The organism is Rhizobium sp. BK456, assembly GCF_014194045.1.
In the GTDB taxonomy this organism is placed as follows: domain Bacteria; phylum Pseudomonadota; class Alphaproteobacteria; order Rhizobiales; family Rhizobiaceae; genus Rhizobium; species Rhizobium redzepovicii.
The window spans coordinates 1039208-1060736 of record NZ_JACIAO010000001.1; the positions used below are offsets into that span (position 1 = coordinate 1039208).

At 61.8% G+C, this 21529-nt stretch carries 22 protein-coding genes; 13 read left to right on the forward strand and 9 right to left on the reverse strand.

Annotation, left to right across the window (positions count from 1 at the left end):
- Positions 1 to 12: 12 nt before the first annotated feature.
- The 8 genes from miaB to FHX03_RS05495 all read left to right on the forward strand — a co-directional run bounded on the left by miaB (position 13) and on the right by FHX03_RS05495 (position 8566).
- Positions 13 to 1422, forward strand: a complete 1410-nt coding sequence (gene miaB / locus FHX03_RS05460; protein ID WP_097624652.1) for a tRNA (N6-isopentenyl adenosine(37)-C2)-methylthiotransferase MiaB — start codon at positions 13 to 15, stop codon at positions 1420 to 1422.
- A gap of 18 nt (positions 1423 to 1440) precedes the next feature.
- A complete protein-coding gene (locus tag FHX03_RS05465) occupies positions 1441 to 2490 on the forward strand; it encodes a PhoH family protein (protein WP_088940002.1) in 1050 nt (349 codons plus the stop codon).
- Entirely contained in the window at positions 2490 to 3005 is a 516-nt protein-coding gene (gene ybeY, locus FHX03_RS05470) for an rRNA maturation RNase YbeY (protein WP_183779139.1), read from the forward strand. Before FHX03_RS05465 ends, ybeY begins: the two co-directional genes overlap by 1 nt.
- Positions 3002 to 4156, forward strand: coding sequence for a hemolysin family protein (locus tag FHX03_RS05475; protein ID WP_097624650.1), 1155 nt, complete (start codon positions 3002 to 3004; stop codon positions 4154 to 4156). Before ybeY ends, FHX03_RS05475 begins: the two co-directional genes overlap by 4 nt.
- A 111-nt stretch (positions 4157 to 4267) precedes the next feature.
- On the forward strand, positions 4268 to 5872 hold the full coding sequence (lnt, locus tag FHX03_RS05480; protein WP_183852838.1) for an apolipoprotein N-acyltransferase: 1605 nt from the start codon (positions 4268 to 4270) through the stop codon (positions 5870 to 5872).
- Between the two features lie 148 nt (positions 5873 to 6020).
- Positions 6021 to 6440, forward strand: coding sequence for a helix-turn-helix domain-containing protein (locus FHX03_RS05485; RefSeq protein WP_003589003.1), 420 nt, complete (start codon positions 6021 to 6023; stop codon positions 6438 to 6440).
- A gap of 177 nt (positions 6441 to 6617) precedes the next feature.
- Positions 6618 to 7856, forward strand: coding sequence for a methionine adenosyltransferase (gene metK, locus FHX03_RS05490; RefSeq protein WP_097624649.1), 1239 nt, complete (start codon positions 6618 to 6620; stop codon positions 7854 to 7856).
- Positions 7857 to 7864: 8 nt separating this feature from the next.
- On the forward strand, positions 7865 to 8566 hold the full coding sequence (locus FHX03_RS05495) for a tRNA (guanine(46)-N(7))-methyltransferase TrmB (protein ID WP_097624648.1): 702 nt from the start codon (positions 7865 to 7867) through the stop codon (positions 8564 to 8566).
- 147 nt (positions 8567 to 8713) lie between these two features.
- Here FHX03_RS05495 and FHX03_RS05500 read toward each other — a convergent pair whose 3' ends face one another.
- Both FHX03_RS05500 and FHX03_RS05505 read right to left on the reverse strand, forming a co-directional pair.
- Entirely contained in the window at positions 8714 to 8971 is a 258-nt protein-coding gene (locus tag FHX03_RS05500) for a DUF1150 family protein (protein WP_003570822.1), read from the reverse strand.
- 47 nt (positions 8972 to 9018) lie between these two features.
- A complete protein-coding gene (locus FHX03_RS05505; RefSeq protein WP_097624647.1) occupies positions 9019 to 9444 on the reverse strand; it encodes an Hsp20 family protein in 426 nt (141 codons plus the stop codon).
- 238 nt (positions 9445 to 9682) lie between these two features.
- Between FHX03_RS05505 and FHX03_RS05510 the strand changes: the two genes are divergently transcribed.
- Positions 9683 to 10627: a nucleoside hydrolase gene (locus tag FHX03_RS05510; RefSeq protein ID WP_097624844.1), complete on the forward strand. Its 945-nt coding sequence runs from the start codon at positions 9683 to 9685 to the stop codon at positions 10625 to 10627.
- A gap of 30 nt (positions 10628 to 10657) precedes the next feature.
- On the opposite strand, the gene grpE is transcribed toward FHX03_RS05510, so the two are convergent.
- Together grpE and hrcA are read right to left on the reverse strand one after the other, a co-directional pair.
- A complete protein-coding gene (grpE, locus tag FHX03_RS05515; protein ID WP_054182041.1) occupies positions 10658 to 11290 on the reverse strand; it encodes a nucleotide exchange factor GrpE in 633 nt (210 codons plus the stop codon).
- A gap of 109 nt (positions 11291 to 11399) precedes the next feature.
- Positions 11400 to 12488, reverse strand: coding sequence for a heat-inducible transcriptional repressor HrcA (gene hrcA, locus FHX03_RS05520; RefSeq protein WP_183779129.1), 1089 nt, complete (start codon positions 12486 to 12488; stop codon positions 11400 to 11402).
- 127 nt (positions 12489 to 12615) lie between these two features.
- Between hrcA and rph the strand changes: the two genes are divergently transcribed.
- Genes rph through hemW form a run of 4 tightly spaced genes read left to right on the forward strand, consistent with a single transcriptional unit; the run spans position 12616 to position 15614 of the window.
- The gene (rph, locus tag FHX03_RS05525; RefSeq protein WP_097624644.1) at positions 12616 to 13335 is read left to right on the forward strand and encodes a ribonuclease PH; all 720 of its coding nucleotides are present in this window, start codon (positions 12616 to 12618) and stop codon (positions 13333 to 13335) included.
- Positions 13332 to 13748 (forward strand): VOC family protein, encoded by a 417-nt coding sequence (locus FHX03_RS05530; RefSeq protein ID WP_097624643.1) that lies wholly within the window; start codon positions 13332 to 13334, stop codon positions 13746 to 13748. Before rph ends, FHX03_RS05530 begins: the two co-directional genes overlap by 4 nt.
- 9 nt (positions 13749 to 13757) lie before the next feature.
- A complete protein-coding gene (gene rdgB, locus FHX03_RS05535; RefSeq protein ID WP_097624642.1) occupies positions 13758 to 14402 on the forward strand; it encodes an RdgB/HAM1 family non-canonical purine NTP pyrophosphatase in 645 nt (214 codons plus the stop codon).
- 9 nt (positions 14403 to 14411) lie between these two features.
- A complete protein-coding gene (hemW, locus tag FHX03_RS05540; RefSeq protein ID WP_183852840.1) occupies positions 14412 to 15614 on the forward strand; it encodes a radical SAM family heme chaperone HemW in 1203 nt (400 codons plus the stop codon).
- 62 nt (positions 15615 to 15676) lie between these two features.
- Here the strand turns inward: hemW and FHX03_RS05545 are convergent, their stop codons facing one another.
- From FHX03_RS05545 to mutM, 5 genes are all read right to left on the reverse strand, one after another.
- Positions 15677 to 16759 (reverse strand): saccharopine dehydrogenase family protein, encoded by a 1083-nt coding sequence (locus FHX03_RS05545; RefSeq protein ID WP_003589021.1) that lies wholly within the window; start codon positions 16757 to 16759, stop codon positions 15677 to 15679.
- Positions 16760 to 16923: 164 nt separating this feature from the next.
- A complete protein-coding gene (dnaA, locus tag FHX03_RS05550) occupies positions 16924 to 18474 on the reverse strand; it encodes a chromosomal replication initiator protein DnaA (RefSeq protein WP_183852964.1) in 1551 nt (516 codons plus the stop codon).
- Positions 18475 to 19315: 841 nt separating this feature from the next.
- The gene (gene rpsT, locus FHX03_RS05555) at positions 19316 to 19594 is read right to left on the reverse strand and encodes a 30S ribosomal protein S20 (protein ID WP_003570835.1); all 279 of its coding nucleotides are present in this window, start codon (positions 19592 to 19594) and stop codon (positions 19316 to 19318) included.
- Positions 19595 to 19785: 191 nt separating this feature from the next.
- Positions 19786 to 20559, reverse strand: a complete 774-nt coding sequence (locus tag FHX03_RS05560) for an enoyl-CoA hydratase (protein WP_183852842.1) — start codon at positions 20557 to 20559, stop codon at positions 19786 to 19788.
- A gap of 15 nt (positions 20560 to 20574) precedes the next feature.
- Entirely contained in the window at positions 20575 to 21480 is a 906-nt protein-coding gene (gene mutM / locus FHX03_RS05565) for a bifunctional DNA-formamidopyrimidine glycosylase/DNA-(apurinic or apyrimidinic site) lyase (RefSeq protein WP_097624638.1), read from the reverse strand.
- Between the last annotated feature and the right edge of the window lie 49 nt (positions 21481 to 21529).

Consider the following 21529-nt stretch of genomic DNA (forward strand, 5'->3'; position numbering starts at 1 on the left):
AAATAGCGCGCCATGACACAGGACAGCGCCCTTCTCCAGGCTCCGGAGCCGACACGCCGCGACGGTTCCAACAGCCGCAAGGTATTCATCAAGACCTATGGCTGCCAGATGAACGTCTATGATTCCACGCGCATGAGCGATGCGCTCGCCCGCGACGGTTACGAACCGACTGAGGATATGGAAGAGGCGGACCTCGTTCTGCTCAACACCTGCCATATCAGAGAGAAGGCGGCCGAGAAGGTCTATTCGGCGCTCGGGCGGCTGCGCGACATGAAAAAGAAGAAGGCGGCGGACGGACGGGAGATGATGATCGGCGTTGCCGGCTGCGTCGCCCAGGCCGAAGGCGAGGAGATCCTGCGCCGGGCGCCCGCCGTCGACGTCGTCATCGGCCCGCAGACCTATCACCGCCTGCCGGAGGCGCTGCGCCGGGCCAAGCAGGGCCAGCGCGTCGTCGATACGGAATATGCGGTCGAGGACAAGTTCGAGCATCTGCCGATCGCCGAGAGCCGGAAGATCCGAGCCCGCGGCGTCACCGCCTTCCTGACGGTGCAGGAGGGCTGCGACAAATTCTGCACCTTCTGCGTCGTGCCCTATACGCGCGGCTCGGAAGTGTCGCGGCCGGTTGCCCAGATCGTCGAGGAAGCCGAAAAGCTGGTCGAAGGCGGCGTGCGCGAGATCACCCTGCTCGGGCAGAACGTCAATGCCTGGCACGGCGCCGGGCCGAGGGGCGAGGCGTGGAGCCTCGGCGACCTGCTCTACCGGCTTGCCGAGATCCCCGGCCTTGCGCGGCTGCGCTACACCACCAGCCATCCCCGCGACATGGACGACCGGCTGATCGACGCCCATCGCGATCTTCGGGCGCTGATGCCCTATCTGCACCTGCCGGTGCAATCGGGCTCCGACCGTATCCTGAAGGCGATGAACCGGCGCCATACAGCGGCCGAATATCTCTCGCTGATCGAACGCATTCGCACGGTGCGGCCCGACATCGCCCTGTCCGGCGATTTCATTACCGGCTTTCCGGGGGAGACAGACGAAGATTTTGAGGATACATTAGAACTTGTGAAGAAGGTGCGCTATGCGCAGGCCTTCTCGTTCAAATACTCGACACGGCCGGGCACCCCCGGCGCGGAACTGAAGGACCAGGTGCCGGAAGAGATCAAGGCAGAACGGCTGGAACGCCTGCAAGCGCTTCTCGTGAAGCAGCAGCAGGAATTTGCCGAATCCTGCGTCGGCAAAGAGATCGACCTGTTGCTGGAAAAGCCCGGTCGCATGCCGGAACAGCTGATCGGACGTTCTCCCTGGCTTCAATCCGTGAATGTTGATGCAAAAGCATCGCAAATCGGTGACATTATTAAAGTGCGAATCACAGGAACCGGAAACAACAGCCTGTTTGCCGAACGCGCAGAGGCTGCGGTTTAACTCAAGGAGCCCGACCGCTTGAACGGACAAGAATTGGTTTCTTCTTCACCGCGCCACCCCCGCACGCCGAGCGATACCAATCACTTCGTCCTGACGTTCGAGAACAACCGCTTCGCCAGCGAGCTCTTCGGTCAATTCGATCAGAACCTCAAGCTGCTCGAGGAACGGCTCAACATCGATGCGCGGGCCCGCGGCAATTCGGTCGTCATCACAGGCGATGTCGTGACCACCAACCAGGCGCGGCGCACGCTCGACTATCTCTATGAAAAACTTCAGAAAGGCGGCAGCGTGGAACGATCCGACGTCGAGGGCGCAATCCGCATGGCGGTCGCCGCCGACGATCAGCTCAGCCTTCCCACCATGGAGCGCAAGGCCAAGCTGACGATGGCGCAGGTTTCCACCCGCAAGAAGACGATCATCGCTCGCACGCCGACACAGGACGCCTATATCCGGGCGCTGGAGCGGGCCGAGCTGGTCTTCGGCGTCGGCCCGGCCGGCACCGGCAAGACCTATCTCGCCGTCGCCCACGCTGCCCAACTGCTGGAGCGCGGCGCGGTCGAAAAGATCATCCTGTCGCGCCCGGCCGTCGAAGCGGGCGAGCGCCTCGGATTCTTGCCCGGCGACATGAAGGAAAAGGTCGATCCCTATCTTCGCCCGCTCTATGACGCGCTCTATGACATGATTCCCGCCGACAAGGTCGACCGGGCGATCACCGCCGGCGTCATCGAAATCGCGCCGCTCGCCTTCATGCGCGGCCGCACGCTTGCCAACGCCGCCATCATCCTCGACGAAGCACAGAACACGACATCGATGCAGATGAAGATGTTCCTGACGCGTCTCGGCGAGAATGCGCGGATGATCGTCACCGGCGACCCGAGCCAGATCGACCTGCCGCGCGGCGTCAAATCCGGCCTCGTCGAGGCGCTGCAGCTTCTCAACGGTGTCGAGGGCATCTCGATCGTGCGCTTCAAGGATACCGACGTCGTCCGCCATCCGCTGGTCGGGCGCATCGTCAGGGCCTATGATTCCACCTATGCCGAAGCCGAAGCGGTCAGCCGGCAGGACTGATGGCAGAACTCGACATCCAGATCAGCGTCGACGACATCGGCTGGCCGGGCGAGGAGACGCTGCTGTCCTTTTGCGAGCGCGTGCTCGGCGCCGCCGTGGTCTATCTCCGCGACAGCGAGAAGCAGCCCTTCCCGACGATGCCGCCCGAGGTCTCGCTTGTCTTCACCGACGACGCCTCGATCCAGGACATCAACGCCGAATGGCGGGGGAAGGACAAGGCGACCAACGTGCTCTCCTTTCCAGCCTTTCCGGTTCGGCCCGGTAAAATGCCCGGTCCGATGCTCGGCGACATCATCATCGCCCGGGAGACCGTGGAGCGGGAAACCATCGAGCTCGAAAAGAGTTTCGATGACCACCTGACCCATCTTCTGGTGCACGGTTTCTTGCATCTTCTCGGCTACGACCATATGAATAGTGATGAAGCCGAAATTATGGAGGGGCTGGAGACTCGCATTTTGGCGCAGCTCGGCCTATCTGATCCTTACGAGGGTCAAGACCTTAAAATGGAACCATGAGCGACTTTACGACGAAGCCGGCGGCAGACGCCAAGGACTCCGAGCCATCCTCCTCTTCCGACGAGGCGGGCAGTAGTAGTCGGCCATCCGGCCGATCCCAATCCTTCTGGTCGCGCGCCGCGCGCATCCTTCGCCCGCAGCAGGGCTCGCGGCTGCGCGAGGATCTTGCCGACGCGCTGATGACCGATGCGGCCGGCGATGACGCATTTTCACCCGACGAACGGGCAATGCTGCATAACATTCTGCGCTTTCGCGAGGTGCGCGTCGCCGACGTGATGGTGCCGCGCGCCGATATCGAGGCGGTCGACCAGAACATCACCATCGGCGAGCTGATGATCCTGTTCGAGGAATCCGGCCGCTCGCGCATGCCCGTCTATGCCGACACGCTCGACGATCCGCGCGGCATGGTGCATATCCGCGATCTGCTCTCCTATGTCGCCAAGCAGGCGCGCAACAAGCGCCGCGGCCCGGCGAAACCGGCCGCAGCCCTGCCGGCGCTGCCGGCGATCGAGGTCGCGCCCGAGAATATCCAGAAGACCACGCGGCCGGCCAAGCCGAATTTGGATCTCGCCCGCGTCGACTTGCAGAAGACGCTGACGGAAGCCGGCATCATCCGCAAGATCCTGTTCGTGCCGCCGTCGATGCTGGCCTCGGACCTGTTGCGCCGCATGCAGGTGAACCGCACGCAGATGGCGCTGGTCATCGACGAATATGGCGGCACCGACGGGCTCGCCTCGCATGAGGACATCGTCGAAATGGTGGTCGGCGACATCGACGACGAACACGACGACGAAGAGGTGATGTTCAAGCGGGTTGCCGAAGACGTCTTCATTGCCGACGCCCGCGTCGAACTGGAAGAGATCGCCGCGGCGATCGGGCCGGATTTCGACATCAGCGAGCAGGTCGACGAGGTCGATACGCTGGGCGGCCTGATCTTCTCCGCACTCGGCCGCATCCCGGTGCGCGGCGAGGTCGTGCAGGCGCTGCCGGGCTTCGAATTCCACATCCTCGACGCCGATCCGCGCCGCATCAAGCGGCTGCGCATCACCCGCAAGCGCCATGCGATCCGCCGCCGCGCCAAGGTGGATGGCGACATTCCCCCCGGCTCCGACGCCGGCGACGACCGGCCGGCGGAATCAACCGCCAATTAGTGCTGTCCCGGAACCCGCTGCGCGGTTCCGGGCGATCTTCATTAACAGGACAAAGAGCCGCTTTTTTGAAAGACTGCGCATGGGTTGATTCGCGGTTTGATGGGAGTGCGCATGGAGCGGCTTGCGGACAGGGTTATCCTCGTCTGGGGTTTCAAACGGTCGCTGCTGGCCATTGCCGCCGGAGCATTCGCCGTGCTGGCGCTGCCACCCTTCGGCTTCTTCGCGGCAATGTTCGTCTCCTTCACGCTGCTCGCCTGGCTGATCGACGGGGCCGCGGCTTCGCCTGACAGCGGCCTCATCGGCAGGCTGTGGCCGGCATTTGCCACCGGCTGGCTGTTCGGCTTCGGCTATTTCGTCGCCGGCCTGTGGTGGCTCGGCCATGCGCTGCTGGTCGATCAGGAGGAATTCGCCTGGGCGCTGCCACTCGCCATTCTCGGGCTGCCGGCTTGTCTGGCGATTTTCTACGGGCTGGCGGTGGCCCTTGCCCGCATCTTCTGGTCCGACGGCATGGGACGGATCGCCGCACTGGCGGCCGGCTTCGGGCTGATGGAATGGCTGCGAAGCGTTGTTCTGACTGGCTTTCCCTGGAACGCCATCGGCTATGGCATGATGCCGGTTCCACTGATGATGCAGTCGGCGCATGTGATCGGGGCGATGGGGGTGACTACCCTTGCCGTATTCGTCTTTTCCGCGCCGGCCCTTGTCGGCACCCGGCAAGGCGCACGCACCGGCATCGCGCTCGCCGTCCTGCTATTTGCCGCCCATCTCAGTTATGGCGCTTATGCCCTCTATGTCGCGCCGCGGACCGAAGCCTTGCCTGAAGATAAGCGGCCGGTGGTGCGGCTGGTGCAGCCTGATATCGACCAGGCGGCAAAGATGGACAACGACGCCGATCGCAATGCGATCTTCGAGACGCATCTGAAGCTGTCGGCCGAAGCACCGAGAAATGGCGGGCGCAAGCCCGACATTATCGTCTGGCCGGAAACCTCCATCCCCTTCATACTGACCGACAATCAGGATGCGCTGACGCGGATCGCCGATACGCTCGACGACAACCAGATCCTGATCGCCGGAGCCGTGCGCGCCGAGGAGATGGGGCCCGGCACGCCGACGCGCTACTATAATTCCATCTATGTGATCGACGGCCGCGGCCAGATCATCGCCGCCTCCGACAAGGTGCATCTGGTGCCGTTCGGCGAATACCTGCCCTTCGAGGACCTGCTCACCGAATTCGGCATCCAGAACGTCGTCGAAATGCCGGGAGGGTTTTCGGCAGCAGTGAGCCGGCACCTGCTGGCGCTGCCCGGCGGGCTCAATCTTTATCCGCTGATTTGCTACGAGATCATTTTCCCCGATGAAATGACCGGCGACATCGAAGACGCCAATGCGATCCTCAATATCACCAATGATGCCTGGTTCGGTGCGACGCCAGGCCCCTATCAGCACTTCCAACAGGCGCGGGTGCGAGCTGTTGAAACCGGACTGCCGCTGATTCGCGACGCCAACAGCGGTATTTCAGCAATTGTGAATGCACAGGGGGAAATTATTGCCGGCCTCGATCTCGAACAAACCGGCTTTATTGATGCAACTCTTGATAGGTTAGGCGTAGAAGCGGGGACGGCATTCCCCCGGCAAACATACTTCTGGTTGACCGAGGCGCTGCTCATTTTGATTGCGCTGGTTTCTCGTAGAGGTTTTATTTCCGGGTTGAATTGACCAAAAACCCCTAAAATTGCATAGTGATGACAATCGGCGTTCCGGACGTATGTTCAAAGGTGGGTTCTCACCGCTTGCAACGTGGCGTTTGGGATGGATCAGGGGCATGCCGGTTAAACAGGTTGAAATTCTTAGCTAGGGCACGACCATGATTGAAAACAAAAAGAAGCCGAATCCGATCGACATCCACGTTGGCAGCCGTATTCGTCTTCGCCGAACAATGCTGGGCATGAGCCAGGAAAAACTTGGCGAAAGCCTCGGCATCACATTCCAGCAGATCCAGAAATACGAAAAGGGCACCAACCGCGTCGGCGCAAGCCGTCTGCAGAACATCTCGAACATCCTCAATGTTCCGGTTTCCTTTTTCTTCGAGGACGCACCCGGCGAACATGCAGGCGCCGGCGGCGGCATGGCCGAAGCCTCCAGCTCGAATTACGTCGTCGATTTCCTCTCCTCTTCCGAAGGCCTGCAGCTCAACCGCGCCTTCGTCAAGATTTCCGATCCGAAGGTTCGCCGCAAGGTCGTGGAGCTGGTGAAGGCTCTGGCAGCCGAGGCCGACTCCGACTGAGCCACACCAATCGCTGAATCCCAAAGGCGGTCGAAAGGCCGCTTTTTTGCGTTTTTGGGGCAAAATTTGTCACTTTGCCGCAGATATAAAGATATATTTATGTCCTTCTGCGCTTGTCATCGGGCCTCGAACTGAGTACCTACTAGCTAGCTTTTATTCTTTGAGGGGAATCCCGGAATGCGCGCGAATTATCTCTTTACCAGCGAATCTGTTGCCGAAGGTCATCCTGACAAGGTTTGCGACCGCATCTCCGACGAGATCGTCGATCTGGTCTACCGCGAAGCGGCCAAAACAGGCGTCAATCCGTGGGGCGTGCGCATTGCCTGCGAAACGCTGGCGACCACCAACCGTGTCGTCATCGCCGGCGAAGTCCGCCTGCCGCCGAGCCTGATGAAGAAGGACAAGGAGGGCAAGGACGTCATCAATCCTTCTAAGTTCAAGGCCGCTGCCCGCCGCGCCATAAAGGATATCGGTTACGAGCAAGACGGCTTCCACTGGAAGAAGGCCAAGATCGATGTGCTGTTGCACTCGCAGTCGGCCGACATCGCGCAGGGCGTTGACAGCGCCGCCGACCAGCAGGGCGACGAGGGCGCCGGCGACCAGGGCATCATGTTTGGTTACGCCTGCAAGGAAACGCCGGATTTGATGCCGGCGCCGATCTATTATTCCCACAAGATCCTGCAGCTGCTCGCGGTTGCCCGCAAGAAGGGTGACGGCGAAGTCGCCAAGCTCGGCCCCGACGCCAAGAGCCAGGTGACCGTGCGCTACGTCGACGGCAAGCCGTCCGAAGCAACGTCGATCGTGCTTTCGACCCAGCATCTCGACGAAAGCTGGGATTCGAAGAAGGTCCGCGCCGTCGTCGAGCCTTATATCCGCGAGGCGCTCGGCGAACTGAAGATCGCTGACGACTGCAAGTGGTACATCAACCCGACCGGCAAGTTCGTCATCGGCGGACCGGACGGCGATGCGGGCCTCACCGGCCGCAAGATCATCGTCGACACCTACGGCGGTGCCGCACCGCATGGCGGCGGCGCATTCTCCGGCAAGGACACGACCAAGGTCGACCGTTCGGCTGCCTATGCCGCCCGCTATCTGGCGAAAAACGTCGTTGCCGCCGGCCTAGCCGACCGTTGCACGATCCAGATTTCCTACGCGATCGGCGTCGCCCAGCCGCTGTCGATCTATGTCGACCTGCACGGCACCGGCAAGGTCAGCGAAGATCAGGTCGAAGCGGCGATCCGCAAGAATATGGACCTGTCTCCGTCGGGCATTCGCCGCCATCTCGACCTCAACAAGCCGATCTATGCGAAGACCTCCGCTTATGGCCATTTCGGCCGCAAGGCCGGCCGCGATGGCTCGTTCTCCTGGGAGCGCACCGACCTCGTCAAGGCGCTCAAGGAAAGCGTAAAGGCCTGAGATAAAGCATGACGGATATGGAACGCCGCGGCCGGGCGACTGAAGCCTTCTTCGGTCGCCGCAAAGGCAAGGCCCTGCGCGAACACCAGGCCGAGACGCTGAACAGCCTGCTGCCGGCATTCCTTATCGATCTTTCGGCGGCTCCGCTGGAGCCGCTGACGTCCCTCTTTACGGTTCCGGTCGACAGATTGCGGCTGGAAATCGGTTTCGGTGGCGGCGAGCACCTGATCCACCGCGCACTCGAGAGGCCTTCGACCGGCTTCATCGGCGTCGAGCCCTTCGTCAATTCCATGCAGAAGCTGCTGTCGCGCATCGGCGAGACCGGGGCGCGCAATATTCGCGTCTATAATGACGACGCGACGCAACTGCTCGACTGGCTGCCGGACGCTTCGCTCGATCAGATCGACCTGCTCTATCCCGATCCCTGGCCGAAGCGGAAGCACTGGAAGCGCCGCTTCGTCTCGAAGACCAATCTCGACCGCTTTCACCGCGTGCTGAAGCCGGGCGGCCTGTTCTGCTTCGCCTCCGACATCGACACCTATGTGAACTGGACGCTGCTCAAATGCCGCGACCATGGCGGCTTCAACTGGCTGGCTGACAATGCGGCGGACTGGCTGACGCCCTATGAGGGCTGGCCGAGCACACGCTACGAGGCCAAGGCGCGACGCGAGGGCCGGTCTTCGGCCTATTTGACGTTCAGGAAGATCTGAGTTTCAACGGCGGCTAAAGGGCAATAGTGACGGGCGTGCCGTGTGGCACGAACGATGAGCCTATCCTGACGCAGCCTCCGCAGCGAAATCGAATAAGCGATAGTGCACCGCAAAAGCAGCACAACGCGCCAGGCATTATCTTGACGGTCAGTGGAGGCTGACCGTCTTCAATTCATCCTCGGCAGCCTTGAAGAAGGTGCTGGAGCGGTTGTCCGTCAAGAGGATCGGCGTGCCGTCGGCGCCGAAAAGTGCCCAGAGATCGACGTTCGGATCGATATCCGGCGCCTCGGGAAAACACTTGGCGACCTCTTCGGTGCGCATCTTTCTGATATAGGCGACCTCGCCGCTGCCGATGTGGGCAAGCTCGGATTTGGTCAAGTGAGACGTGGCTTCTTTCATCAACATTCCTGTTCCTCCGGAAGAAGGGACCAACGGTTCGACAAACCGTTGTGCTACTGTGAGACCGAAATGTTAATTTTCTTGACCATGCGCGCGGGCTCCGGTCGAATTAGATCGACGGAGAGCAGACCGTTCTTCAGACCGGCGCCGAGCACCTGCATGCCGTCGGCCAGAACGAAGGTGCGCTGGAACTGACGGGCGGCGATGCCGCGATAGAGATAGTCCCGTTCGCCGTGCTCCACCTGACGGCCGCGAATCAGAAGCTGGTTCTCCTCAATGGAAACATCGAGTTCCTCCTCGCCGAAGCCGGCGACAGCCAGCGTGATGCGCAGACGTTCCGGCGCGCCGTTATCGGCGGCGATGCGTTCGATATTGTAAGGCGGATATCCGTCGCTCGCCTTGGAAATGCGCTCCAGCGTCTTTTCCATGGCATCGAAGCCCAGAAGCAGCGGGCTGGCGAAAGGGGTAATGCGGCTCATCTCTTTTCAAGTCCTTGATGCAAGCGACCATCCCGGACCTTAAGGGCAGCATCCGGATGCCGCTAATATGGGGACAGCACCCCGGCGCTGCAAGACGCGGGTGACGTCTCGGCACCACCCCTCAATTTTGAGGTGGTGACGGCTCCTTGCTTGACAAAGCGGCGGCTGCCTCGCATCAAAACGGGCCGGCGCAGAATGTGCCGATTTGTGACGAGAAATGAAGAAAACGGTGCATCGGATGGCAAGCGCAAGAAAGATCATCATTGACACGGATCCCGGCCAGGACGACGCGGCCGCCATTATGCTGGCCTTCGGCAGTCCCGACGAGCTGGAGTTGCTGGGGATCACCACGGTCGCCGGCAACGTGCCGCTTTCGCTGACCAGCCGCAATGCGCGCATCGTGTGTGAACTCTGCGGCCAGACGGAGACGAAGGTCTTTGCCGGCGCCGACGCGCCGATCGCCCGCAAGCTGGTGACCGCCGAGCATGTACACGGCAAGACCGGCCTCGACGGTCCTCACCTCAGCGAGCCGACGATGGCGCTGCAAACGGGACATGCCGTCGACTTCATCATCGAGACGCTGCGGCGTGAGGAAGAAGGCACGGTGACGCTCTGCACGCTCGGGCCGCTCACCAATATCGGCCTGGCCTTACAGAAGGCGCCCGACATCGCCCCGCGCATCCGCGAATTGGTGATGATGGGCGGCGGTTTTTTCGAGGGCGGCAACATCACGCCGGCAGCCGAATTCAATATTTACGTCGATCCCGAGGCCGCCGATATCGTCTTCCGCTCGGGCGTTCCGATCGTGATGATGCCGCTTGACGTGACGCACCAGTTGCTGACCCGCAAGGATCGGGTGAAGCGCATGGCCGAGATCGGCACGGCGCCGGCAAAGGCGATGGTCGAGATGCTGGAATTCTTTGAACGCTTCGATATCGAGAAATACGGCTCCGACGGCGGGCCGCTGCATGACCCGACCGTGATCGCCTACCTGCTGAAGCCGGAGCTTTTCAACGGCCGGGACTGCAATGTCGAAATCGAGATCCACTCCGAACTCACCGTCGGCATGACGGTCGTCGACTGGTGGCATGTCACCGAGCGCAAGCGCAATGCAAAGGTCATGCGCCAAGTCGATGCGGACGGCTTCTTCGATCTTTTGATCGAACGCTTCGCCCGCATCTGATTTCGGCATCCTTCTCCAAAGGGAGAAGGTTCAGGCGTCCTTCTCGTCGAAGACCGAATTGGTTTCGGCTTCGGCGGCCTTCGGACCGCCCTTGGCGACGCCGACCATGGCCGGGCGCAGCACGCGCTCGCCGATGGAAAAGCCTGCCTGCACGACCTGGACGACCGTGTTGTTCGGCACATCCGGGTTCGGCACTTCGAACATCGCCTGATGGAAATTCGGATCGAACTTCTGGCCGACCGGCTCCAGCTTGCGAACGCCGTGGCGCTCGAGCGCCGACAGCATGGCGCGCTCGGTCATCTCGACGCCCTCGATCAGCGTGGTCAGGCCGGCATCGGCCGCGTCCTTGACCTCTGCGGGAATGGCATCCAGCGCCCGGCGCAGATTGTCCGAGACGGCGAGCATGTCACGCGCGAAACCGGCGACGGAATAGGACTTGGCGTCCTTGACCTCACGCTCGGTGCGGCGGCGCAGATTATCCATTTCGGCGGCAAGGCGCAGATAGCGGTCGCGCAGTTCGCCGTTTTCGGCTTTCAGAAGCTCGAGTGCATCAGGCTGGGGCGCCTCTTCCTGCGCAATATCGTTCTCGACGTAGGCGGCAGCGTCGGCTGCGGCATCGGCCGCAGTTGCGTCAGGTCCGTTTTTCGTCGTGTCATCGGTCATGACGGTCTCCGGTTGGTGTCTTCAGATGCGCCCGATATCGAGGTTTGACCGAAAAAAATCAAGTCTGCGTGACAAAGAAGCGAAAATTCCGCGGTCTTCGTCAAAGTGGTCAAAGCGAATTGCGTGAAAGCCGGGAGACGAGCTGGGCAGTGTAGTCCACCATCGGCACGATACGGGAATAATTGAGCCGCGTCGGGCCGATGACGCCGACGGCGCCGACGATGCGATCGTCGTCGTCACGATAGGGCGCAACGATGAGCGATGAGCCGGACAGCGAGAAGAGCTTATTTTCCGAGCCGATAAAGATACGCACGCCCGAGCCGGTTTCGGCGAGATTGAGGATCTCGATCAGGCTGTCTTTCTTTTCGAGGTCGTCGAACAGCATCCGCAGCCGGTCGAGATCCTCGGCGCCGGCGAGACCTTCAAGCAGGTTGGCGCGGCCGCGGATGATCAGCTGCGCCGGCTTTCCCTCGTCGGGGCTGCCGGCCCAGACGGCGATGCCGCGCTCGACGAGATCACGCGACAGGGCATCGAGTTCGTGGCGGACGTTATCCTTCAGCTGACTTAATTGTTTGCGCAGCTCCGGCAGGGTCTGGCCGGACATGTGGGCATTGAGAAAATTCGCCGCCTCGGCCAGCTGCGAGGAGGTAACGCCCGCCGGCAGCTCGATGATGCGGTTTTCCACCTGGTCGTGATCGCCGACGAGCACGGCCAGCGCCTTTGTCGGCTCCAGCCGGATGAACTCGACATGTTTGAGCACCGGATCGCTTTTCGAGGTGATGACCAAGCCGGCGCCGCGCGAAATGCCCGACAGCATGCGGCTCGCCTCGTTCATCATCGATTCCACCGGATTGCCGCCGCTTTCGGCCCGCACCTGGCGGTCGATGCTGGCGCGGTCCTCGGCGGAGAGATCGCCGACCTGCATGAAGGCATCGACAAAGAAACGCAGGCCGATCTGGGTCGGCAGCCGGCCGGCGCTGATATGCGGCGAATAGATGAGGCCGAGATCCTCGAGATCGCTCATGACGTTGCGCACCGAGGCCGGCGACAGCGACATCGGCAGCAGGCGGGACAGATTGCGCGACCCGAGCGGCTCGCCGCTCTCCAGATAGCCCTCGACGATGCGGCGAAAAATTTCCCTGGAGCGCTCGTCCAGCGCAGCAACGGCATCCGAAACCGATGTCGACCTGATGCCCATGAAACTCTCGAACCCGCGCTGATGATACTTCGCGAAAAGTAAGTCAAACTCGCAGCCGTGGCAAAAGGGAATTTGCAAATGGGCGCCGCCAATCGTAGAAGCGGTCAACAAACCCCAGGAGATAAGAATGCGGCCTTCAGGCAGAAAAATCGACCAGATGCGCAAGGTCTCGTTCGAGCGCAATTTTTCCAAGCATGCGGAAGGTTCCTGCCTGGTGAAATTCGGCGATACGCATGTGCTCTGCACGGCCAGCCTCGAAGAAAAGACGCCGCCATGGCTGCGCAATAGCGGCAAGGGCTGGGTCACGGCTGAGTACGGCATGCTGCCGCGGGCGACCGGCGAGCGCATGAAGCGCGAGGCGGCCGCCGGCAAGCAGGGCGGCCGCACCCAGGAAATCCAGCGGCTGATCGGCCGGTCGCTGCGCGCCGTCGTCGACCTGCAGGCGCTCGGCGAGCGGCAGATCACCCTTGATTGCGACGTCATCCAGGCCGATGGCGGCACGCGGACGGCCGCGATCACCGGCGGCTGGATCGCGCTTTACGACTGCCTGAAATGGATGGAAAGCCGCAACATGATCAAGGTCGACCGGGTCCTGAAGGATCATGTCGCCGCCATCTCCTGCGGCGTTTTCGCCAGCCAGCCGGTGATCGATCTCGATTACCTCGAGGATTCCTCGGCCGAGACCGACGCCAATTTCGTCATGACCGGCGCCGGCGGCATCGTCGAAATCCAGGGAACGGCCGAAGGCACGCCATTTAGCGAAGAGGAATTCACTTCGCTGATGGGTCTTGCCAAGAACGGCATCGGCGAACTCGTCGCCCTGCAGAAACAGGCGATTGCGGGATGAACCCCATGCTGGAAGGCATGCTGGAAACGGCGCTTTATGCGCGCGATCTCGATGAGGCGGAGGCGTTCTACGAGAGCGTCCTCGGGCTTGAAAAGATCACCCGCGCCGCCAACCGGCATGTCTTCTTCCGCTGCGGCCCCGGCGTTCTGTTGATCTTCAATCCGGAGGAAACCGTGAAGCCGCCGTCGCCTGACGCGCTGCAGGTGCCGCCGCATGGCACGACCGGACAGGGCCATGCCTGCTTTCGGGTGTCCGGCCGCAACATCAATGCGATGGCCGAACGGCTGACGGCGGCCGGTGTGGCGATCGAATCCGAGGTGCATTGGCCGAATGGCGGCCGCTCCATCTATTTCCGCGATCCAGCCGGCAACAGCCTGGAATGCGCGGAGGCTAAAATCTGGGGCATCGAATAGGATATCTGAATGCGCAAGCTCGAAACGAAGACCATCGTCGTCGCCAGCCACAATGCCGGCAAGATCCGCGAGATCCAGGAACTGATCGGACCGCTCGGCTTCACCGCCAAATCGGCGGCCGAGCTGAATTTCGTCGAACCTGACGAAACCGGCACCAGCTTCGAGGAGAATGCGACGATCAAGGCGGTGGCCTCCGCCAATGCAGCCGGCATGCCGGCGCTGTCGGACGATTCCGGGCTGGTGGTCGATGCGCTCGGCGGCGATCCCGGCGTCTACACCGCCAATTGGGCAGAGACATCGGACGGCACACGCGATTTCGACATGGCGATGGCGAAGGTGGAAAAGGCGCTGCAGGATGCGGGCGCGAGCAAGCCGGAACAGCGCACCGCGCGTTTCGTCAGCGTGCTCTGCCTCGCCTGGCCGGACGGCCATACCGAGCTCTTCCGCGGCGAAGTGGAAGGCAATGTCGTCTGGCCGCCGCGCGGCACGCAGGGCTTCGGCTACGATCCGGTCTTCCAGCCGGAAGGTTACGGCGTCACTTTCGGCGAGATGAGCGGCGAGGAAAAACACGGCTGGAACATCGGCAAGCCGCAGGCGCTGTCGCACCGGGCGCGTGCCTTCAAACTCTTTGTCGAAACCTGCCTGGAGGCATAAGGTCGCGAAGTGGACAATTTCGACACGCCAGGCTCCTCGCGCGATGCTGCGCTGCTGCCCGATACCGGCGAGCCCGGTTTCGGCGTCTATGTGCATTGGCCCTTCTGCGCGGCGAAGTGTCCTTATTGCGATTTCAACAGCCATGTGCGCCATCAGCCGGTGGATCAGGAGCGCTTTGCAGCAGCCTTCCTGAAGGAGATGGCGGCGATCCGGGCAATGAGCGGGCCGAAGACGGTGACGAGCATCTTCCTCGGCGGCGGCACGCCGTCGCTGATGAAGCCGGAAACAGTCTCCGCCATTCTCGACGGCATTGCCCGGCACTGGCACGTGCCCGATGGTATCGAGATCACCATGGAGGCCAATCCCTCCAGCGTCGAGGCCGATCGCTTCCGCGGCTACCGGGCGGCCGGCGTCAACCGCGTCTCACTCGGCGTGCAGGCACTTGATGATCGCGACCTGAAATTTCTCGGCCGGCTGCATGATGTCGCCGACGCGCTGAAGGCGATCCGGCTGGCGCGCGACATTTTTCCGCGCATGTCTTTCGACCTCATCTATGCCCGGCCGGACCAGACGGTTGAGCAATGGGAAAGGGAGCTGAAGCAAGCGATCTCTTATGCGGTCGATCATCTTTCGCTCTATCAACTCACCATCGAGGAAGGCACACCGTTTTACGGCCTGCACAAAGCAGGCAAGCTGATCGTGCCGGATGGCGAGCAGGCGGCTGTGCTCTACGAGGCGACGCAGGAAATCACCGCGCGCGAGGGCATGCCGGCCTATGAGGTTTCCAACCACGCCCGGCCGGGCGCCGAAAGCCGGCATAACCTCACCTATTGGCGTTACGGCGATTATGCCGGCATCGGCCCCGGCGCGCACGGCCGGCTGACGCGTGGGCCCGAGAAGATCGCGACGGCGACCGAGCGCAAGCCGGAAGCCTGGCTCGACATGGTCGAGCGCGACGGCCACGGCATTCTTGACGAGGAGCGGCTCGGCTACGAGGAACAGTCCGACGAACTGCTGCTGATGGGGTTGCGGCTCAGGGAAGGCGTCGATCTTGCCCGCTGGCAGCAGCTTTCCGGCCGTGACCTCGACCCGAAGCGGGAAGAGTTTCTGCTCGAACACAAATTCATCGAGCGGATCGGCAATTCACGGCTGCGCTGCACGCCGGCGGGCATGCTGATCCTCGATTCCGTCGTCGCCGATCTCGCCTGCTGACATCTGACAACGGATTGTATCCAACGCGGCGATGACATCAACGCCGCGTTGGAAAACAATTCTCAGCCGTGGCTGGTGGCGCCGGCCTTGAACAGGCTGCCGGTCGGCGTCTTCAAGAACATCTCCAGCGGAATATGCTCCTGGTGCAGGAAGCCGGTCGCCGGCAGCAGGCCGTCGCGGACCATTTCGATAACGGCAACGACGGAGGCTGACGTCGTCCAGGCGATCGCCGTGCGGCGTGCACCGGCAATCTCGATCGGGTAATAGGCGCGCACGAACTCCTTGCGGCGCAGGCTGCCGTTCTCCGTGCCCTCGGCGGCGACATGGACATAGACAACATCGTCTTCAACCGGCGGCTTGGCATTGGTCAGAATCTCGCCGGCGAGCTTGCGCTTGTCGCGCATCAGAAGCTCGTGGAAGAAGAAGTTCATCAGTTCCATGTGACCGGGATAACGCATGGTCTTGTAGTCGAGATTGTCGATCTTGCCGAGCATGGTATCGCACATGGTGCCGAGGCCGCCCGAGGTCGTGAAGGCTTCGAGCTTGACGCCGCCGACATAGACGGTCTCGTGCCATTCCATCGGCGAGACCAGCTTGCGCACGCCGCCTTCGATGACCTCGCAATCGTTCAGATATTCGTTGACGACGCCTTCGGGCGACCAGTTGAAGGCATAACCCAGCAGCCCCGTCGGATGCTGCGGCAGGGCGCCGACGCGCATGCGGATCGAACGGCAGCGATCGAAGCCGTCGGCAAGGCTGGCGCCAACGATGCCGACGAAACCCGGGGCCAGGCCGCATTGCGGCGCCATCAGGCCGCGGGCGGTCTTCGACAATTCGATGATGAAATTGGTGGTGGGAACGTCTTCGGTCAGGTCGAAATAATGAATGCCGGCGAGATGGGCGGCGCGCGCCAATTCGATGTTCAGATGGTAAGGCAGGCAGGAGAGCACCGCCTCGACATTCGACAACAGTTCGCCGACCACTTGCGGGTCCGAGATATCGCCGGCGCGGCACTTGAAGGGAACGTCGCTCAGCGGCAGTTGCGCATCGACGCCGATGACCTCGAAACCACCTTCATGCAACAGCGTCGCCGCCAGCCGTCCGACCTTGCCCAGGCCGAGAACGGCGATCTTTCTAAAACTCATTTATGATCCTCCCATGCGCCCTCTTCGGCGCTTCAGTCTTTGCCCGGCACACGCCGCTCCAAATCGGGCATGCACGGGGTGGCCGGAGGTATAGAATAAAAAGCTCATAAAGCAAAACGGCCGGAATCGCTTCCAGCCGTCAACGTTTTCCGAAAATCGGGTCGTTATTCGTTGATCAGCCGCTTCAGAAGCTCGACCTCATGCGACAGCTTGGTGTCTCCGGAAATCAGCTCTTCGATCTTGCGCACGGCGTGCAGCACGGTCGTGTGATCGCGCCCACCGAAACGGCGTCCGATCTCGGGGAAGGAGCGCGGCGTCAGCGTCTTCGACAGATACATGGCGATCTGGCGCGGCTTTACGATGACGCGGGTGCGGCGGTTCGAGACCAGTTCCTGGCGCGAGACATTGTAGTGCCTCGCGACGATGCGCTGGATATCCTCGATACGCACGCGGCGGGGTTCGCCGGAGCCAACGAGATGGGCGAGCAGTTCGTCGACGCGCTCGATCGACAGGTTCGGCTCGAAGGAGCGGCGGAAGACCAGCTGGTTGAAAGCCCCTTCCAGCTCGCGGCCGCTGGCCGTGACGTTGCGGGCGACGTGCTGGAGCAGTTCGGCCGGAATTTCGAGCGACGGATCTTCAAGCCGGGCCGCAGCAAGGCGACGCCTGAGGATCTCGAGGCGCATCTCGTAATCCGGCGCGTCGAATTCGATCGCGACACCGCCCTGCAGGCGCGAGCGCACACGCGGGTCGAGCGATTCCAGCTCCCAGGGGGCGCGGTCGGCGGCGACGACGACCTGCTTGGCGCTGTCGAGCAGCATGTTGAGGAGATGGCAGAATTCGTGCTGGATCATCTTGCCCTGCAGGAACTGCATGTCGTCGATGATCAGGAGATCGATGTTGCGCAGCGAATCCTTCAGCGTCAGCGCATCATTGTCGCGGATCGCGGTGGCGAAGCGCCACATGAAATACTCGGCCGTCAGATAGACGACGCGCAGCGCCCGCGGGTTCTGCACCGCCGCATTGGCGATCGCCTGCAACAGGTGGGTCTTGCCGAGGCCGACCGTCGAATGGATGAACAGCGGATTGAAGCGCACGGCGCCGGAACCGGCCTCGGCGATCGTCTTGGCGGCCGCAAGTGCGACGCGGTTCGAGCTGCCTTCGACGAAGGTGTCGAAGGTGAAACGGCTGTCGAGCGGCGAACCGAAGAGCGGCGCGCCAAAGCTTGCGGGCCTTGACGCGGCAACGGAGGAAACCGCCTGCTGGACGGCCTGGCCGGCCGGCTGGGCGCTTGCGGGGCGGCGCGCCTGGGGGGCAACGACCGGCTCGGGCTGAACCGCCTCATCGAGCGCCTTCGTGCCGCTGCGCGTCGCAGTGCGCACCAGGACTTCGATCTTCAGAATTTCCGGATCCTCGGCCTGGAACAGACCGGTGATGAGATCGAGATAACGATTGTTGATCCACGACTTCAGGAAGGTGGTGGGAACCGACAGGCGAACCACGCTCTTCGACACCGAATGCAGCTTCAGCCGGGCGAACCAGCTGGCATAGACGTCAGGGCCGACCTGGGCCTTCAAGCGCGCGCTGACGCGCTCAAACAAGATGCTGTGCTTCATTTCCGCCTTTGCTTCTCCCCCTTCGAGGCGAATGGAGCCAAACGCCTGCGGTGCCACATCCCCATTGTCGGGCCCGCCCGCCGTCATCGTATTCATCTGCATAATGCCGCCTTTCAATTCCACCGGGCGGCTTCCGCTAAAATAGCCGCCCGATTATTCCCCGCTTTGGCGAGCTGACGGCATCCTCATGAAGCCGCTTACCTGCCGGTTCACTCAAACATGGCGCAGAACACCGTTGCAGGGACCGCGTTCATGCGGCAACCTTCACCGGCTTTCCGTGCCAGGCTGGCGGTCGATCCTCGTTTTCGACCGATCAGCCCGTACGCAATATTACTTTAACCTTCTCCGGCGACCTCGCCTTAAACGTGTGGCCACTGAAGGCACAAAACATCCCTGCCCGTAACAGCCACGTTACGGCCCAAATCCGTCGAGTGCTTGAAAAAACGGAAGCGCAAGGCTCCGTAACAAATGGCACAAACTTATCGCCCTGCCGACGTGGCAGTTAAGACCGAGCCTCTACAGGTGATGTCCGCGCCCTCTGTTGGAAGCCATTTAGGCAGGATCAAAAGGCAATATCAACGATGAATTTTACGCAAAATTAAGAAGCGGGCATTGACTCCGCCTGCCCTTTTCGGGCGTCACACCACTGTCAAAAAAGAATCGCTTTTGAATCAAGGAGATTCCCCGTTCGGGCTATTTGGACACGCATGGAAAGAAAAAAAATAAAAATCTTCTTGACTCCCCCCTGGTCCCGGAACGTCGGGTCAGAGTCGCGTGGCGTGAAAGCATCCTTGCGCAAGTGTTTGTTATCAAACAATTTTTCCTGTCATGGCGCTGACACGAAACAGTCGCAGGATTAACCATAGAGGGGCTGATCGGCGGAATCGAAAAAGCCCGGTAAAATTACCGGGCTAATCATAACGAGGAAGTTCTTAACGGAAGATTACGCGGTCGCGGTGACCGAAAGAGCCTTCACACGAGCGGCCAGGCGCGAGACCTTGCGCGATGCCGTGTTGGCATGCAGCACGCCCTTGCTGGCGGCGCGGGCAAGCTCGGGCTGAGCCGCCAGGAAAGCTTCCTTCGCCTTGGCGGCGTCACCGGATGCGATGGCCTCTTCGACCTGGCGAACGAAAGTACGAACGCGCGAGCGACGAGCCTTATTGACGTCGGTACGGCGGGCGATCTTGCGGGTCGCTTTTTTCGCCGAAGTTGTATTGGCCATGGATGCCTCTCTCAAGAATTCGAACAAACTCCGCCATTACCGCGGGCCCTGCGGCCACAAAATCCAGCAATGCGGGAGCAATCGCGGAAAACCAAACCGGCTTTCCGAACCGTGGGCGGGCATATAACTCTAAAGCCGGCCCACGTCAACGCGGATTTTCAAGCTTTGCAGCCGGAACCGCCGAAAAGCGTTCAACGGTGCTTAAAAGCCGGTTTGCGCTTCTCGACGAAGGCCGCCATGCCTTCCTTCTGGTCGTCGGTGGCAAACAGACTGTGAAACAGCCGGCGTTCGAAGCGGAGCCCCTCCTCCAGCGTGGTCTCGAACGCGCGATTGACCGCCTCCTTGGCCATCAGCACCGAAGGCTGAGAAAGCGAGGCGATCTTTTCCGCCGCCGCCAACGCCTCGTCGAGCAGACGCTCGGGCGCCACCACACGCGAAACGAGTCCCGAGCGTTCGGCTTCGGCCGCATCCATCATGCGGCCGGTCAGGATGAGATCCATTGCCTTCGCCTTGCCGACGGCGCGCGTCAGCCGCTGCGAGCCGCCCATGCCGGGGATGACGCCGAGGGTGATTTCCGGCTGGCCGAACTTCGCCGTTTCCGAAGCGATGATGAAATCGCACATCATCGCAAGCTCACAGCCGCCGCCGAGCGCAAAGCCGCTGACGGCGGCGATGACCGGCTTGCGGGCCTTGGCGACCTCATCCCAGCCGCTGATGAAATCACTCTTATAGATATCGGCGAACTGAAGCGCCTGCATCTCCTTGATATCGGCGCCGGCGGCAAAGGCGCGTTCCGAACCGGTGATGACGATCGCGCCGACCGCCTCGTCGGCATGGAAGGCGGCATAGGCCTCCTTCAACTCCTTCAGGACGGTGGAATTCAGCGCGTTCAGCGCCTGCGGTCGGTTCAGCGTGACGAGACCGACATTGCCTCGGGTTTCGACGATCAGGGTCTCATAGGCCATGCTGTTCTCCCGTTCTTACTTCTGGCAGGTGGCGCAATAGAAGGTGGAGCGGCCCGCCTGGACGATGCGGGCGACCGTACCGCCGCAGCCGGGCGTGCGGCAAGCCTGACCTTCGCGATCATAGACGGAGAAGGAATGCTGGAAATAGCCGAGCGATCCGTCGGTCTGGATATGGTCGCGCAGCGAGGATCCGCCGGCGGCGATGGCATCGGCAATGACATGGCGGATCGAGGCGACGAGCAGGTTGAGCTGCTCCTTCGGCCGGCCGCCTGCCGTCACCAGCGTGCCGGCGGCGCGGATCGGCGAAAGATGGGCGCGCCACAGCGCCTCGCAAACATATATATTGCCGAGACCGGCAATATTCTTCTGGTCGAGCAGCGCACTCTTCAACGGCTGCGCCTTGTCGCGGAAGCGCTCGGCGAGATAGGCGGCGCCGAGCTCGTTTCCCGTCGGCTCCGGGCCGAGATCGCGGAAGAAGGGATGGGCGGCAAGATCGGCGCGCCCCACCATATCCATGAAGCCGAAACGGCGCGGATCATTATAGACAACGCGGCGCGGACCCGCTGGACTTTCCAGATGAAAGACGACGTGATCGTGCTTCTCGTCCTTCGAGCGGGCATGGTGGAATTCGCCAGGCGTGGCCGCGCCAGCGCCCTCCTCGATGCGACCCTCCTCGATCCGAAAAGAGCCGGACATGCCGAGATGGGAAATCAGCGTGTTGCCATCGTCGAGATCGACCAGCAGATATTTGGCGCGGCGGCCAAGGCTGACGATGGTGCGGCCGGAAACCCTGTCGGCGAAAGCGTCGGGAAAGGGAAAGCGCAGATCCCCACGGCGCAGCTCAAGCCTGGCAATACGAGCCCCCTCCATCGCCGGCGCCAGGCCGCGTTTTACCGTTTCGACTTCTGGCAATTCCGGCATCTTAACCCATCTGTATCTAACGTGTTTCAACCGAGGACGATGTGCGCTA